Origin of the sequence: Mesorhizobium sp. M0408, from assembly GCF_040321495.1 — a bacterium.
Lineage (GTDB): Bacteria > Pseudomonadota > Alphaproteobacteria > Rhizobiales > Rhizobiaceae > Mesorhizobium.
Genome location: NZ_JAMYRO010000031.1, coordinates 16816 through 31381 on the forward strand (window position 1 = coordinate 16816; position 14566 = coordinate 31381).

The 14566-nt window shown below is 61.6% G+C and carries 12 protein-coding genes; all 12 read left to right on the forward strand.

The window, feature by feature from the left end; genetic code table 11:
* The first annotated feature begins 124 nt into the window (after positions 1 to 124).
* Complete coding sequence (locus NKI67_RS27525; protein WP_352647874.1) at positions 125 to 1651, forward strand: FAD-dependent oxidoreductase; 1527 nt, start codon at positions 125 to 127, stop codon at positions 1649 to 1651.
* A gap of 640 nt (positions 1652 to 2291) precedes the next feature.
* On the forward strand, positions 2292 to 3494 hold the full coding sequence (locus NKI67_RS27530) for an ABC transporter substrate-binding protein (RefSeq protein ID WP_352621169.1): 1203 nt from the start codon (positions 2292 to 2294) through the stop codon (positions 3492 to 3494).
* An 83-nt stretch (positions 3495 to 3577) separates the two neighbouring features.
* On the forward strand, positions 3578 to 4444 hold the full coding sequence (locus NKI67_RS27535; protein WP_023679424.1) for a branched-chain amino acid ABC transporter permease: 867 nt from the start codon (positions 3578 to 3580) through the stop codon (positions 4442 to 4444).
* 7 nt (positions 4445 to 4451) lie between these two features.
* On the forward strand, positions 4452 to 5426 hold the full coding sequence (locus tag NKI67_RS27540) for a branched-chain amino acid ABC transporter permease (protein ID WP_023679425.1): 975 nt from the start codon (positions 4452 to 4454) through the stop codon (positions 5424 to 5426).
* A gap of 3 nt (positions 5427 to 5429) precedes the next feature.
* A complete protein-coding gene (locus NKI67_RS27545) occupies positions 5430 to 6209 on the forward strand; it encodes an ABC transporter ATP-binding protein (protein ID WP_023679426.1) in 780 nt (259 codons plus the stop codon).
* Positions 6206 to 6928, forward strand: a complete 723-nt coding sequence (locus NKI67_RS27550; RefSeq protein ID WP_023679427.1) for an ABC transporter ATP-binding protein — start codon at positions 6206 to 6208, stop codon at positions 6926 to 6928. The genes NKI67_RS27545 and NKI67_RS27550 overlap by 4 nt, the downstream gene beginning before the upstream one ends.
* Before the next feature lie 11 nt (positions 6929 to 6939).
* The gene (locus NKI67_RS27555; protein ID WP_352647876.1) at positions 6940 to 7719 is read left to right on the forward strand and encodes an aspartate/glutamate racemase family protein; all 780 of its coding nucleotides are present in this window, start codon (positions 6940 to 6942) and stop codon (positions 7717 to 7719) included.
* Positions 7720 to 7825: 106 nt separating this feature from the next.
* Positions 7826 to 8533, forward strand: a complete 708-nt coding sequence (locus tag NKI67_RS27560) for a GntR family transcriptional regulator (RefSeq protein WP_352621166.1) — start codon at positions 7826 to 7828, stop codon at positions 8531 to 8533.
* A 1675-nt stretch (positions 8534 to 10208) separates the two neighbouring features.
* Entirely contained in the window at positions 10209 to 11648 is a 1440-nt protein-coding gene (locus NKI67_RS27565) for an NAD(P)-binding domain-containing protein (protein WP_352647878.1), read from the forward strand.
* 24 nt (positions 11649 to 11672) lie between these two features.
* Positions 11673 to 12848: an acyl-CoA dehydrogenase family protein gene (locus NKI67_RS27570; protein ID WP_352647881.1), complete on the forward strand. Its 1176-nt coding sequence runs from the start codon at positions 11673 to 11675 to the stop codon at positions 12846 to 12848.
* A gap of 13 nt (positions 12849 to 12861) precedes the next feature.
* Positions 12862 to 14217 (forward strand): LLM class flavin-dependent oxidoreductase, encoded by a 1356-nt coding sequence (locus NKI67_RS27575; RefSeq protein ID WP_352647883.1) that lies wholly within the window; start codon positions 12862 to 12864, stop codon positions 14215 to 14217.
* 7 nt (positions 14218 to 14224) lie between these two features.
* Complete coding sequence (locus NKI67_RS27580; protein ID WP_352647885.1) at positions 14225 to 14566, forward strand: DUF3088 domain-containing protein; 342 nt, start codon at positions 14225 to 14227, stop codon at positions 14564 to 14566.

Sequence of the window (14566 nt, forward strand, 5' to 3'; positions counted from 1 at the left end):
GCGGTGTCGGGCACCTGAAGGCGCACTAGCCAGGCGGAAGGTATTCCGAGGCCGGCGGACCTGAAGATTTCCCGCTTCTTAGCCGTCCAGGCGATTTGACACTGTATCGCCAAGGGAGAAGAAAATGGCTGAAGGTCATTCCAAATTAGACGGGCCGGATCTGGTCCAGGGCGTCGCGTTCGCCGATCTTCCCGATGGCGGCAAGTTCGTCGGCCATTGTGGCAGCGAGCAGGTACTGCTGGTGCGCCGCGGGGCTGAGGTCTTCGCCATCGGGGCGGCATGTACACATTACGGTGGGCCGCTCGTCGACGGTCTTGTGGTGGGGGATACTGTCCGGTGTCCGTGGCATCACGCGTGCTTCGATTTGCGCACTGGCGAGGCCTTGCATGCCCCCGCCTTCAATCCAATCGCATGCTGGTCGGTGGAACTACGCGATGAACGGATATTTGTGGGCGAGAAGCGCAAGCGGACGGCACCGAAGCAGCGCGATAGAGGCTCCGGCCAGGTTCCCGAGAATATCGTCATTGTCGGCGGCGGCGCGGCCGGTTTCGCAGCGGCCGAAAAACTGCGGCGCGAACACTATCATGGCAGCATCGTCATGCTCAGCAACGACGAAGCGCCACCCGTTGATCGGCCCAATCTTTCCAAAGATTACCTCGCCGGCAAAGCACCGGAGGATTGGATCCCGCTCCGCCGGGAGAGCTTCTACTCAAAGAACGATATCGATCTGCATCTCAATGCGGACGTCGTCAGCATCGATGCACGTTCTGGCGAGGTTGTACTCGCTGATGGCGCCCGGACCCCCTATGACAGGCTGCTGCTTGCGACCGGAGCCGAACCGGTCCGCCTCACTATCCCCGGCGCCGACCAGCCACAGGTTCACACGCTGCGCTCGCTCGCAGATTGCAAGGCGATCATCGAGCGAGCCACGACTGCGCGCCGCGCCGTCGTGCTTGGCGCCAGTTTCATTGGCCTGGAAGTTGCCGCGGCCCTGCGCTTGCGCGACATCGAAGTTCATGTCGTGGCACCGGAGAGACGGCCCATGGAGCGGGTCCTTGGTCCGCAAATGGGCGACTTCATCCGCGCCCTCCATGAGCAGAATGGTGTCTTATTCCGTCTCGAAGATACCGCGAGCAGCATCGACGGCACCAACGTGAAACTAAGTAGTGGCAATACGTTGACGGCAGATTTCGTCGTCGTCGGCATCGGCGTGCGACCGCGGACTGGGCTTGCCGAGAAGGCAGGGCTGACCGTTGACGACGGGGTCGTCGTGAACGCGTTTCTGGAGACGAGCGCGCCAGGGATCTTCGCCGCCGGTGACATTGCGCGGTGGCCCGATCCTCACACTGGCGAGAACATTCGGGTCGAGCATTGGGTGGTAGCAGAGAGGCAGGGGCAAACCGCAGCACTCAACATACTCGGCCATCGCGAGAAATTCGTCGCCGTGCCGTTCTTTTGGAGCCAGCATTACGATATTCCCATCAACTATGTCGGTCATGCCGGACAATGGGACGAGATCGCGGTCGATGGAGACATCATTGCCAAAGATTGCCTGCTGCGCTTCAAGCGCAAAGGGCGCACGCTGGCTGTCGCTTCGATCTCCCGCGACATCGAAAGTCTAGAGACAGAGGTGGAAATGGAGCGCCAATGACCTAGCGAAGTGCAAGCTGTTATCCGCCTTCCGTGGCGATCAACATCCAATTGCGCTTCCTCGAGGATATCACAGGCGAACGTCCACGCATCGATCACCTTAATGATCTCCTGGGGATCGCCAGCAACGATCGCATCATTGGGCCGAGCGTGTAACGCTGGCCAGGTCGGAAACGAAGCGAACAGCAATCTCAGCGGTATCATCTCCTTGAGAACGTTGACGACCCGTCGCTTCGCTCGTTCCGATGGACGTCAGCCGCAGCATCTCCTACCGACCCCGGCGTTCTGCAATCGCTCGCGACCTAATCCGCGCGCTGCGTTCGCTCGGCTTCGTCACCTCTTCCTCTCTACCTAGGCGGAAATCAGAGTCGCCGCCGCTCCGGGCGGGAGAGTCGCAAGAGACCCTGTTGGCCTCCTCGACGGCAAATCGACGTCGGCATAGCGCGACGAGGGTGCGGGTGGTGGACAGTACGACAGCATCGGACGCTAAATCCGCAAGCGTTCCTTCGCACACCTTGCGCACGATTGTATACGAAAATGAAGAATAATGTTGACAATTTTCCAATCCAGGTTTCCCTTTAAGGCATCCGCGCAGCCGATGAGCAAAACACAAAGCGCGATAACCAGAAGGGGAATGCAGAATGATCAACCGACGCGCGACTCTCAAATCGATGGCGCTTGGCGCCGTCTCGACCCTGGCCATCGCCGCCATGGGTATCCCGTCCGTGCAGGCCCAGAACAAGGAACTGAAGATCGGATTCGTCGGTGTCACAAGCGGCTCCGCCGCCGCCTGGGGCACATCGAATGTGCGTTCAATGCAGACGCGTGCCGCCTGGCTCAACGAAACCGGCGGCGTCAAGATCGGTGACAGCACCTACAACGTCAACATCGTTACCTTCGACGATCAGAAAGACCCAAAGCGCGCCATCGCCGGCATGGAGAAGATGGCTCAGGAGGGCATCCACTATGTGGTCGGCCCGAATGTCGATGACGGTGCCGCCGCCGTGCGTCCGGTCGCCGAGGCCAACGGCATCATTTATTTCCCGTACGCTTTCCCGAAGGCGCTTTATCAGAAGCCTGCCTCGAATGCCGTGCTCGGCATGATCGCCAACTATCAATCGGGCCCGGCGATCTACAAATATCTCAAGGAAAAAAAGGGGGTGAAGACGATCGCCTTCGTTGCCGCCAATGAATCGGATCCGTTGAGCCAGCGCGATGGTGGCGTCGAGGCAGCCAAGGCATTGGGCCTCGAGATTGTCGCCCAGAACGACACCTATCAGAACGACACGCGCGACTTCACGCCGGTGCTCACGCCGATCGTTTCGCTGAAGCCCGACCTGCTGGTGCTATCCGGCGTCGCGCCCGCCAATGCGCCGCTGCTCATCCGCGCCGCCCGTGAGCTCGGTTTCGAGGGCCTGATCTCGACCGAAACGGCGCAGGACGCCAAGGTTCTGGAGGAGGGCGCTGGCGAGTACGCCAACGGCTTCATCTCCGTCGGTGGCGCCTCCACGCCGGAAATCGCCTCCGACACGATGAAGGAATTCGTCGACCGCTACACCAAGATGTTCGGCGAATACAATGACGAGTCCAATACCAAGGTCTATGCGCTCGAATACATCCTCGAAACGCTGAAGGCCAATCCGGCGGCAATCGACAATGTCGAGGAGTTCAAGAAGACCATCGACACCTTCTCGGCTCCCAACCCTTACCTGAAAGGCGACGCCAAGCTGAGCTATGTTGGGACGACCTCTTTCGGCCAGAAGCGTCAGCTCGCGGTGCCGATGGTTGTCAATGAGTACAAGGACGGCGCCTTCCAGACCCTGTTCGTCGGCTCGGTTGATTAGGGTTAGGTTCCTGCGGTTATTTCCTCCCGCGTTGCCGGGGGCCCGGAGCATGTTCCGGGTCTCTCGGAAGATCGAAGGCGTCAATGGAACAGGTCATCGCCAACGGATTCTACCTCGGTGCCCAATATGCACTGATCGCACTGGGGCTCACGCTTATCTTCGCCTTGATGAACGTGCTCAACTTCGCCCATGGGCAGATGTATGTGCTGGGCGGGTTCATCACCTACACAATCTACGGACAACTCGGGCTGCCTTTTGTTGTGGCGCTGCTGGCGTCCGGCGTGACGCTCGCTGTCGTCGGCGCGCTGATGGAGAAATTCCTCTTCCGAACTGTCATCAGGCGAAGTCTACGCGAAGAAAGCACAATGCTGCTCGCGGCGGCAACGGCATTCTTTTTTGACGCGGTCATCCTGCTGTTGTTCGGTGAAAAACAGCGCGGTGTCCCCAAGATCGTCAAGGGCGTGTTCAACGAGGGCGGCATCATCATGCCCTATGACCGTATGGTCGTCGGCGTGCTCGCACTGGTCTTCATCGCGGCCTTTGTCCTCTACATGCAGTACAGCAGGGTCGGGCGAGCCATGCGGGCGCTGGCCCAGGATCGGGTCGCCGCCCAATTGATGGGCGTTCAGGTCGATCGCTATTCGATGATCGGCTTCGCCATGGGCGCCATGCTGGCGGGCATCGTCGGCGGTCTTTTGGTCACCATCACTGGCGTCAATTCCGGCATCGGCGGGCCGATCTCGATCAAGGCCTTCATGATGGTGATGATCGGCGGCGCCGGCGTTGTCGGCGGTGCGATCGCCGGCGGCTTCATCCTTGGCATGATGGAGTCGGTCGGCCTCACCGTGCTGCGCCAATATGGCGACGTCACTTACCTCGTCATCTTCGCCGCGCTGATGGTGTTCCTGTCGATCCGCCCCAACGGGCTGATGGGCAAGCCGTGGGGTTGATGGTGCCATGACGCGTAGCGTGAAAATCGCCCCGGTTGCCGCCTTTCTGGCGATCGTCTTCATCGCCGTGCCGGTTCTGATCTCGGCCAGCGGCCGGATCGACCTCTATTACACGCTCACCTCGGTGGCGTTGCTTAGCATCGCCAGTGCCGGCGTGTGGCTCACTTTCTACATCGGCCGGATCAATATCGGCCAGGGCGCGTATGCGCTGATGGGTGGCTACGTCTCGGCCATACTTGTGGTGACCTATGGCTGGTCGTTCTGGCTGACGCTGCCGGTCGCCGGCCTGTTTTGCGCGGCCGCAAGCGTGCTTATCGGCCTGCCGATCCTGCGCCTACGCGGCGTCTACTTCGCCATGGTGACGCTGGTGCTGACCGAGGTTGCGCGGCTTCTGGCGCTGGCGCTGCCGATCACCAACGGTGCCAAGGGCATGGTCAGCATCCCGCTGCCTGGGGCGCTCACGATTCTGGGCCTCACCATCATCCCGGATTTCGCCACGTTGCATAATTCTCGGCTGGCCTTCTACCTGCTGGCGGTCGCGCTTATGCTGGTCTGTTTCGCGGTGGTGTACCGGCTGGTTCATTCGCGCGTCGGCAAGCTCTGCCAGTCGCTCCAGCAGAACGAAGATCTGGCCTCGTCGATCGGCGTCAATATCGCCTATCTGCGCGTCATAGCCTATGCCGTCTCGTCCTTCTTCGGCGGCGTCGCCGGTGCGATCTTCGCCGCCATCTCGCAGTCGATCTATCCGTCGAGCTTCACGGTCACCGACTCTGTCAACTTCATGCTGAACTGCTTCCTCGGCGGGCTCGGCTACGTATTCGGGCCGATGCTCGGCACGCTGGTGCTTTATTTCGGCTGGGACCTCCTGTTCCAGACTGGCCGGTTCCAGCTTCTGATCTACTCGACCTTGATGATCGTGCTGATGCTGTTTCTGCCCAATGGGCTGCTCAGCCTTGCGGCCACGACCCGGAAGAAGGGTTGAGCCATGGCCGATCTGCTTGAGGTCTCGGCTCTGACGAAACGCTTCGGCGGTCTCGTCGCGGTCAACAACATCTCCTTTTCGGTGCGCGAGAAGGAGATTCTGTCGGTCATCGGTCCCAACGGCGCCGGCAAGTCGACGCTATTCAAGCTGATCTCGTCGTTCCTCAGGCCGACATCGGGCGAAGTGCGCTTAAAGGGCGAGCGCATCTCCGATCTCGCGCCGCACATAGCCGCACGCAAAGGCGTCGTCCGGACGTTTCAGGAAACGACGATCTTCAAAAACATGAGCGTGCGCGACAACGTCATCATCGCTCACCATCTGCGCTCCACCGCGAGCCTGCTTGGCTTCTTCCTCGGTACTGGCACGGCTAAGGCTGACGAGGCAGCCTTTGGCGCATCAGCCGACGAGATTCTGGCGTTGCTTGGCCTGTCGTCGCTCGCCGGCGAAATCGCCCGAAACTTGCCGCACGGTCACTTGCGGGCTCTCGGCATCGCCATCGGCCTCGCCACGAGCCCGTCGATCCTGCTGCTTGACGAGCCCTTCGCCGGGATGAACCACGACGAGACGATGAGAATGGTGGCGATGGTCAGACGGTTGCGCGAGCGCGGCCTCACCATCCTTCTGGTCGAGCACGACATGCCTGCCGTAATGAAGATTTCTGACCGCATCGTCGTCTTGAATTTCGGCCAGAAGATCGCCGAGGGAACGCCAGCGGAAATCCAGAACAATGACAAGGTGATCGAGGCTTATCTCGGCAGCGAAGACGAGGCCATCGGGCTATGAACCAGATCCTGAAATTTGCTGATGTCCAACTCTACTATGATCACGTCTACGCGCTGAAGGGCGTGTCGCTGGAAGTCAATGAGGGCGAGACCGTCGCGTTGGTCGGCGCCAATGGCGCCGGCAAGTCGTCGATCCTTCGCGCCATTACTGGGCTGCGCAAGATCAAGTCCGGCGAGATCCACTACAATGGCCGGCGCATCGACGCCGCCGCCCCCGATGCGATCGTCAAGATGGGCATCGCCATGGTGCCGGAGGGACGCCGTGTCTTCCCTTACATGTCGGTCAAGGACAATCTCCTTATGGGCGCCTTCACCCGATCCGACAAGGCCGAGATCGCTGGCTCGCTGGAAATGGTGCTTGGCCGCTTCCCCCGCCTCAAGGAGCGCTATTCGCAAGCCGCCGGCACGATGAGCGGCGGCGAGCAGCAGATGCTGGTCATCGGCCGCGCGCTGATGGCCAAGCCGCGTCTGCTGCTGCTCGACGAGCCGTCGCTGGGCGTCGCGCCCAAGCTCGTCCAGGACCTTGCCCGCTCGATCGTGGCGATCAATCGCGACGAGAAAGTCAGCGTTCTGCTGGTCGAGCAGAACTCACGCATGGCGCTGCGCATTTCCCAGAGAGCCTATGCGCTGACTACCGGCAGCGTTGCGCTGAGTGGGAACTCCGCTGATTTGCTGACCGACGAACGGGTCAAGCATCTTTATCTCGGCGGCGAGATTTGAGGCTGATCGGCATGCGCATACTCGTCATCAATCCCAACACGACCGCATCGATGACCGCCAAGATCGGCAAGGTCGCGACGAGCGTCGCTTCTGCCGGGACGGAAATCGTTTCGGTGAATCCCGGCGATGGTCCGCCGAGCATCGAAGGCTATTACGACGAAGTCTTCGCTATTCCGGGTATCGTCGCCGAAATGAGCAAGGCGGCCGCTATCGATGCCTATGTCATCGCATGTTTCGACGATACCGGGCTGGACGCGGCACGTTGCGCCGCCGAGGCCCCGGTCATCGGCATCGGCGAGGCCGCCTTCCACCTCGCTAGTCTCGTCGCCGGCAAGTTCAGCGTCGTGACGACGCTCGCCCGCTCCGTCCCCGCGATCGAGCACAACCTGGCGAAATACGGCCTCGCGTCGCGCTGCGCGAAAGTCAGGTCGTCGGAAGTTGCCGTGCTCGATCTCGAACTGCCGGGCTCGGACGCCAGGGCCAGAATCTCGGACGAGATCGCGCGCGCCATCAACGAGGACAGGGCGGAGGCGATCGTTCTTGGCTGCGCAGGCATGGCCGATCTGGCAAGCAGCCTATCGGAGGAACACGGCGTTCCCGTACTCGACGGTGTCGCCTGCGCGGTCACCTTGGCAGAGAGCCTTTTCAGAGTCGGTCTGAGGACATCGAAGATTGGTGGCTACGCTGCTCCCCGCGGCAAACGGTTTTCGGGCATCTATGAATCGCTGTCTCCGGCGGGCGCTGCGGCAGCTATACCGCCGACCCAGAACGCGCCTGGCCCCACAAATTGAGATACTGTGTCCCGGGATTGACCGCCACGTAAGCGATACTAGATTGCATCGACCGTTGAGCTGTTTGGGATGAATCAGGCAGTATCGTGCCTGCGCGTTGAGAAGCATGTTGACAGTGCTCAGAGAAGAAGACCGCGACGAAAAACCGGCAGCCCGCTGGTCGCCGATTTACTATGGTCTGAGAGATGCCATCGTCAGCCACCGTCTCGCCCCTGGCACCAAGCTGCCGGAAGATGAGCTGGCGTCGATCTATTCGGTGAGCCGAACCGTCATTCGTGCCGCCCTGCAAGCTCTGGCTCATGACCGGTTGGCGCGGCTGGAGCCAAACCGCGGCGCCTTCGTGGCCCAGCCATCGACGGTGGAAGCGCGAGAGGTATTCGAGGCACGAGCGCTGATTGAACCAAAGGTGGCTTGGCTTGCCGCGAAGGCAGCAGTGCCATCCGACATTGCGCAGTTGCGGCAGCATCTCGAGAGGGAGCATGAAGCACTTCACGCCGGCCGGGACAGTGAGGCGATCATGCTGTCGGCACGTTTCCACGTAGGCGTCGCCGAAATCGCTGCACATTCGGTGTTCACCAAATTCGTTCGCGACCTTGTCTCTCATTCTTCTCTCATCATCGCACTCTACTGGAAACGGCGCGACGCGACCTGTGAGAAACACGCCCATCACGCTCTGGTCGATGCAATCGAAGCAGGGCGTAGTTCCCAAGCGGCCGACCTGATGACCAGCCATCTGGTCGACCTCCTGTCGGGGCTCGACCTCACAGACAAAATAGAAAAGTCAGACAACCTCTCGGATTTGCTTCGTCCGTAGAACAGGAGAGGACACAGCACTGCTGTACCCGAACAGCGCCAATTGCCGGCGCTGCCCGGATTATGGCCTCACGAGTTTTCGGCGCTTGATGCAGTGGGAGTGACGCCCAAGGAAACGGATCGAAAGAAGCGGGATTGGCAAGCGCGCTCCGCGCTAGCATAGTCCAGGCTCGTGAGATGGCGGTAGTTCAGGTCGCCGACCAAGTCCAGTGCCCAGATGTATTCCGCCCCCAATTGCTTCATTGACTAAGCTTGGGAAGAGGGCACTTCAATGAAGGGAAAGGTTCGGTCCCTGCGCAGGCTTACCTCGATGTGACGCGATTACTCCAATTGAAGAGGCTAAATGACTGAAGTGGTGGACTTTTTTGCGGACAGAATGACCGAGAGTTAGCGGGCAGGATCGAAGCGGATCGTAGCGTAGGGAAACATCGGATGCCGGCGCGCAGCATCGTGTCATGGCGTAGAAAAGGCGGGGCTCGCCGGGCTGAACGAAACCGCGAACTTATGTGTTGCAGATTGCCCTCAAAGCTACGCCAGAGCCCTCCGTCAGGATGCGGAAGCGTGATCGCGACCGCGCCGAGCGGATCCGGCTTGCCGGTGGTCCAAAGCCGACATTGAGGGAACGCGCCGTCTCGCTCGCTCTTGAGAACGGCGAAGTCCGGACAAAAGACCTGACCGACATCGGCGTTCCTCGCTGCTACCTCGCCCGCATGTGCAAGGAAAGCTTGCTCGTGAAGGTGGGCTATGGGAGCTACCGTGTGGCAGTTCCCAAACAGGGCCTCAAGCTAGTCCGCCATGCAGCTTAATTCGGGCTGCCGCATCTGCTATGTCGTTGACGATCGCTGCGCGCGCCTCGGCGCTGTCGCGCTTATCAAGTGCTGCAAGAAGCTTCTCATGATGCCTCACCGGGCGGCCGCGGAATACTGGCGCGCGCTGTGCCATTTGGTGCTGACGAAGCGGTTGTGACATGTTCGGCAGCCCGCGGGATAGGGCCGCGATGTTCGACTGTCTGGCTGTCGCGGTACCATACGGAACGATACGGGAAGATTTCCGACTTTGGCCCACGAAAAAGCCAATGAAATCAACAATCTTGGTCCATCCTCCGGGCCCACCATATTATTACATATCAATATGTTACGCTTAATTCTTCGGGTGAGCGCTGTCGGGTAAATCCGTGACTTTTAGCGAAATGATTTTGGGCCCGTTCGTCGATTTTCTCCGTCTCGTTGATGGCACCCGTCACAGGTAGCTCAACACTCCCGGCTTCAAAAGACCCTTCAGCGATGCGTACGGCAATCGGCGGCAACGACGTGCAATTAGGCGGGTTCTGAACTCGGCCGTAGTCTCAAAATGCCCTTGTGCGGAGCAAAGTGTGGATCCATCCGCTTGCAGGTTCATGACCCTTCGCCAATCGCCGCTCCAGTCGCGAGCGGAATACCGGCACCAATTGCACCGGCCGCGGCGGTCCGTAGACCGCGGCTGCGGCCCGGTCATCCGCTGGCCGGGTAGTATCGCGTCTCCTGGAAGCTCCGATCTCCATTTGCCCGATGGCGCTCCCGATTGTGAAATCGGATGCAAGTGAAAAAAACTACCGGGCAATCAAAGCAGACATTTCTGGACTGTTTGTCGACCGCGGCGGAGTTTGGCGCGACGCTTGAACTTCAGCCGGGACCGAAATGGCTTTACCGTCCGATCCAGATCACGACGCCCGCGAAACGCTTCGACTGATCGGCCCCGATCCGCAGAACTGGGTGCCGGACCGGGAGGGCATCGACCACAATGTCTTTATCGTCGGCGGCGGGCAGACGGGTGCGACCTTCGCCTTCGCGCTGAGGCGTGCCGGCATCGGCAGGGTCACCGTCGTCGATGCCGCGCCCGATGAGAGCAAGGCCGGTATCTGGCTGACCCATGCGCGGATGAACCGGCTGCGGACGCCGAAAGGTCTGCCGGGACCGGAACTCGGTCTGCCGGGCCTGAGCTTCCAGTCCTGGTACGAGGCCCACCACGGTGCGGAAGCCTATGCTGGCTTCGATCGCATCGCGCGGACGGATTGGGCGAACTACCTGAAATGGTATCGCGACTTTCTCGGCATCGGCATCCGCTATGGCACGCGACTCGTTCGCATAGAGCCGGCTGACGGGCATTTTCGCCTCCACCTCGAAGTGGAAGGCAGGCCATCGGTCGAAACCGCGCGCAAGATCATTTTGGCCAATGGATTCGGCGGCAGCGGCGGTGCGGTGATACCGGATGTGCTCGCCACTCTGCCGCCTGGCTTCGTTGCGCACAGCTCGGCGGCAATCGATTTCGCTTCTCTCAAGGGCAAGGTAATCGCTGTCGTCGGATCGGCGGCTTCGGCATTCGACGCGGCCGCGACGGCCCTTGAAGCCGGCGCGAAATCGGTGCGTCTGTTCGCCAGACGCACCAGCATCGCCAGCGTGCCGATCAACCGCGTGCGCGGCTATCCCGGCGCCTATGACAATTATCCGCTGCTGCCCGTTGCGGTGCGCTGGCGCCAGGCGCTGCGCTTCCGCGAGGCCGGTTCGACGCCACCGCTCGATGCGGTGGAGCGGGCGGTGCGGCACCAGAATTTTCATCTGCATCTCGGTGCCCCCTGGACAAATGCGGATGTCGAAGACGGCAAGGTCGTCACCGAGATCGCCGGCGAAACATTTGCCTTCGACTTCATCATCGCCGGTACCGGGTATTTTGCCGACCCGACCCGCAAGCCGGAACTTGCCGATTTCGCCACCGCCATCCGGCTATGGCGCGACCAGTACGCGCCGTCGGAAGCAGAGCGGGATGAGTTTTTCGGCGCCCATCCTTATCTCGGCCTCGGCCATGAATTTCTCGAGAAGGCGCCGGGGGAGGCGCCATTCCTGAGGAATATCCATGTCTTCAATCCCGGCGGCTTTGTCAGTTTCGGCCTGCCGATCGGCGATGTGCCGTCGATCAGGCGCGATGTGCCGGCTGTGGTCGCGCGCATCAGCCGCGATCTCTTCCTCGCCGATCTCGACAGCCATGAGAGTCGCATAACCGGGAGCCATCCGGCCGAGTTCGGCGAAGACGCCTATGCCGCTTCCGTCTGGCGGCCGGCGCGGACCATCGCGGCGGAATAGACGCATTTCCATGGACAAACGCCGATGACCTTCAGCCCTGACCTTTCCGACCCGTTCGTCGCCACGGCGGTCGAACTGCGCGATATCTTCGATCGGGATGCCGTGGCGCGCGACAAGGCCGGCGGGCGGCCGGTCGAGCAAATCCGTCTGCTGAAGGAAAGCGGCCTGCCGTCGGCGCAGATTCCCAAGCGCTATGGCGGCAAGGGCGCACCCTGGCTGTCGGTGCTGCGCGTCGTGCGCGAATTCGCCCGCACCGACGGCTCGCTCGCCCATCTCTACGGCTACCATCATCTGCCGCTCAACGGCGTGCTGTTTCGCGGGACCGAGGCGCAGAAGGACCGACTGCTGAAACGCTCGGCAAGGGAGAACTGGGTCTGGGGCAATTCCGGCAACGCCATGTCGAAGACGTCGACGGCCAGGCGCAACGGCACGGGCTGGATCCTGAGCGGCTTTCGGCCCTTTTCTTCCGGTTCGCACATCGCTGACTATATCCAGGTCGCCTGGGAGGACGGTCAGGACCGGCTGGCAGCCGCAATCCCGGCTGACCGTGAGGGCATCGTCATTGAGGACGACTGGGACGGCGTCGGACAGCGCCAGACGGGTTCCGGCAAGGTCACCTTCAAGGACGTGCATGTCGGTGATGACGAACTGATTGGCTCGCCCGCGGTGCCGCTGACGCCATTCCAGACGCTGACGTCACTGTTCCAGCAGGCGGTCCTGCTCAACCTGTTCGTCGGCAGCGCGCAAGGAGCGCTGAGCGAAGGCCGCGACTATACGGTCTCGCAATCGCGCCCCTGGGTCTATTCCGGCTATGAGAAACATACCGACGATCCGTTCGTGCAACGCAAATATGGCGACCTCTATATCCGCACGCTCGCCGCGGCCGAACTGGCCGATATAGCGGCATGCAGCCTCGATGCCGCCTATGGCCAGGGCGAGGCGTTGACCCTGGAGCAGCGCGGGCAGACGGCGATCGATCTCGCCACCGCCAATGTCTACGCTGGACAAATCGGCCTCGATGCGTCGAGCGAGGTTTTCGAGGTGATGGGCGCCCGCTCAGCCACCAAGGCCAACGGCTACGACAGGTTCTGGCGCAACGTGCGCACGCACACGCTGCACAATCCGGCCGAATACAAGGAGCGCACGATCGGCACCTGGTTGCTCACCGGGGAATTCCCGGTCGGCGGATTGTATCGCTGAGGAGGCGCGGAACATGGCCAGCCGCAAGGACAAGCTCAAGCTTGGAGCCTTTCTTCTCTTCACCGGCCACCATGTCGCAGCCTGGCGCCACCCGGAGGCAGGAGAAGGGACCAGCCTCAACGACTATGTCGAGCTGGCCCGGCTGGCGGAAGCAGCCAAGTTCGACACGATCTTCTTCGCCGACGGCGTGGCGGCGCGGCTGAAGGATCTGGAGGCCGCCAGCCGCAAGGCGCATAGCGGCGTCTATCCGTTCGAGCCGATCACGCTGCTGTCGGCACTGTCGGCTGTGACCAGGAACATCGGCCTCATCGCCACGGCGTCGACCAGTTTTTCCGATCCCTACAATCTGGCCCGCCAGTTCGCGTCGCTCGACCATCTGAGCGGCGGGCGGGCCGGCTGGAATCTGGTCACTTCGTCCGATCCGGAGGCAGCGTTCAATTTCGGTCACGAGACGCATATCCAGCATGGCGAGCGCTACGACCGCGCCGAGGAATTCGCCGATGTCGTGCTCGGCCTGTGGGATAGCTGGGAAGATGACGCCTTCCCGCGCGACAGAGCAATCGGGCGCTATTTCGACAAGGACAAACTGCATGTGCTGAACCACAAGGGCCAGCACTTCAAGGTGCGTGGTCCGCTGAACACGCCGCGAACGCCGCAAGGTCATCCGGTCGTGGTCCAGGCCGGGGCGTCGGGTCCGGGCAAAGAGCTGGCGGCTCGTACCGCGGAAGCGATTTTCGCCGCGCAGATCACGCTCGACGAAGCCACCGCCTTCTATGCCGACGTCAAGGGCAGGCTCGGCAAATATGGCCGCTCGGAGGATGACCTGAAAGTCCTGCCAGGCATTTTCCCGGTCGTCGGCCGCACCGAAGCCGAGGCGCGGGAGAAGTTCGAACAGCTGCAGGATCTCATCCAGCCGGAAGTCGGCCTCGGTCTGGTCTCGGCGCTGGCCGGCGGCTTCGACCTCAGCGCCTATCCGCTCGACGGGCCGGTGCCGGATTTGCCGGAGACCAATGCCGGCAAGAGCCGGCAGGCTCTGGTGATCGATCTGGCGCGACGCGAGAATCTGACGATCCGGCAGCTCTATCTGCGCATCGCCGGCGCCCGCGGCCACTGGCAAGTGGTCGGCACGCCGCAACAGATCGCCGACATCATGGAAGAGCGGTTCGAGAATTACGGTGCCGACGGCTTCAACATCATGGCGCCGATCATGCCCGGCGGCCTGAAGGATTTCATCGAGCTGGTGGTGCCGGAACTGCGCCGCCGTGGCCTGTTCCGCGATGAGTATGAGGGCAGCACCTTGCGCGACAATCTCGGCCTGAAGCGGCCGGCAAACCGCTTTTCGCGGCATGCCGCGGCGGCTGCGGAGTAGGCCGGCAATGGAGCGCGACACGCTCTTTCTCATCCAGCCGGGTTTCGCCGACCCAAAGCAGCCGGGCCAGACGTTCGTCTGCCCCTATTGCAACCAGGTTGAGGGATTGCTCGCAGCCTTTCCCGATCTCGCCGCCAGACTCGACGTTGAGCGCGTGCCGTTTTCGAGGCCGAGAGGCAAGGTGATCGATGCGCTCGGCGAACGGCACCAGTCGCTGCCGGTGCTGATCATCGGCAGCGATCCGCCCGCCGGCCTGCCGACGGCCAAAGGCAAGGTCTTCGTCGACGATACTAGGCGTATTCTCGCACTGCTTGCCGAGCGCCACGGCTTCCCTCATCTGCATGAGTGA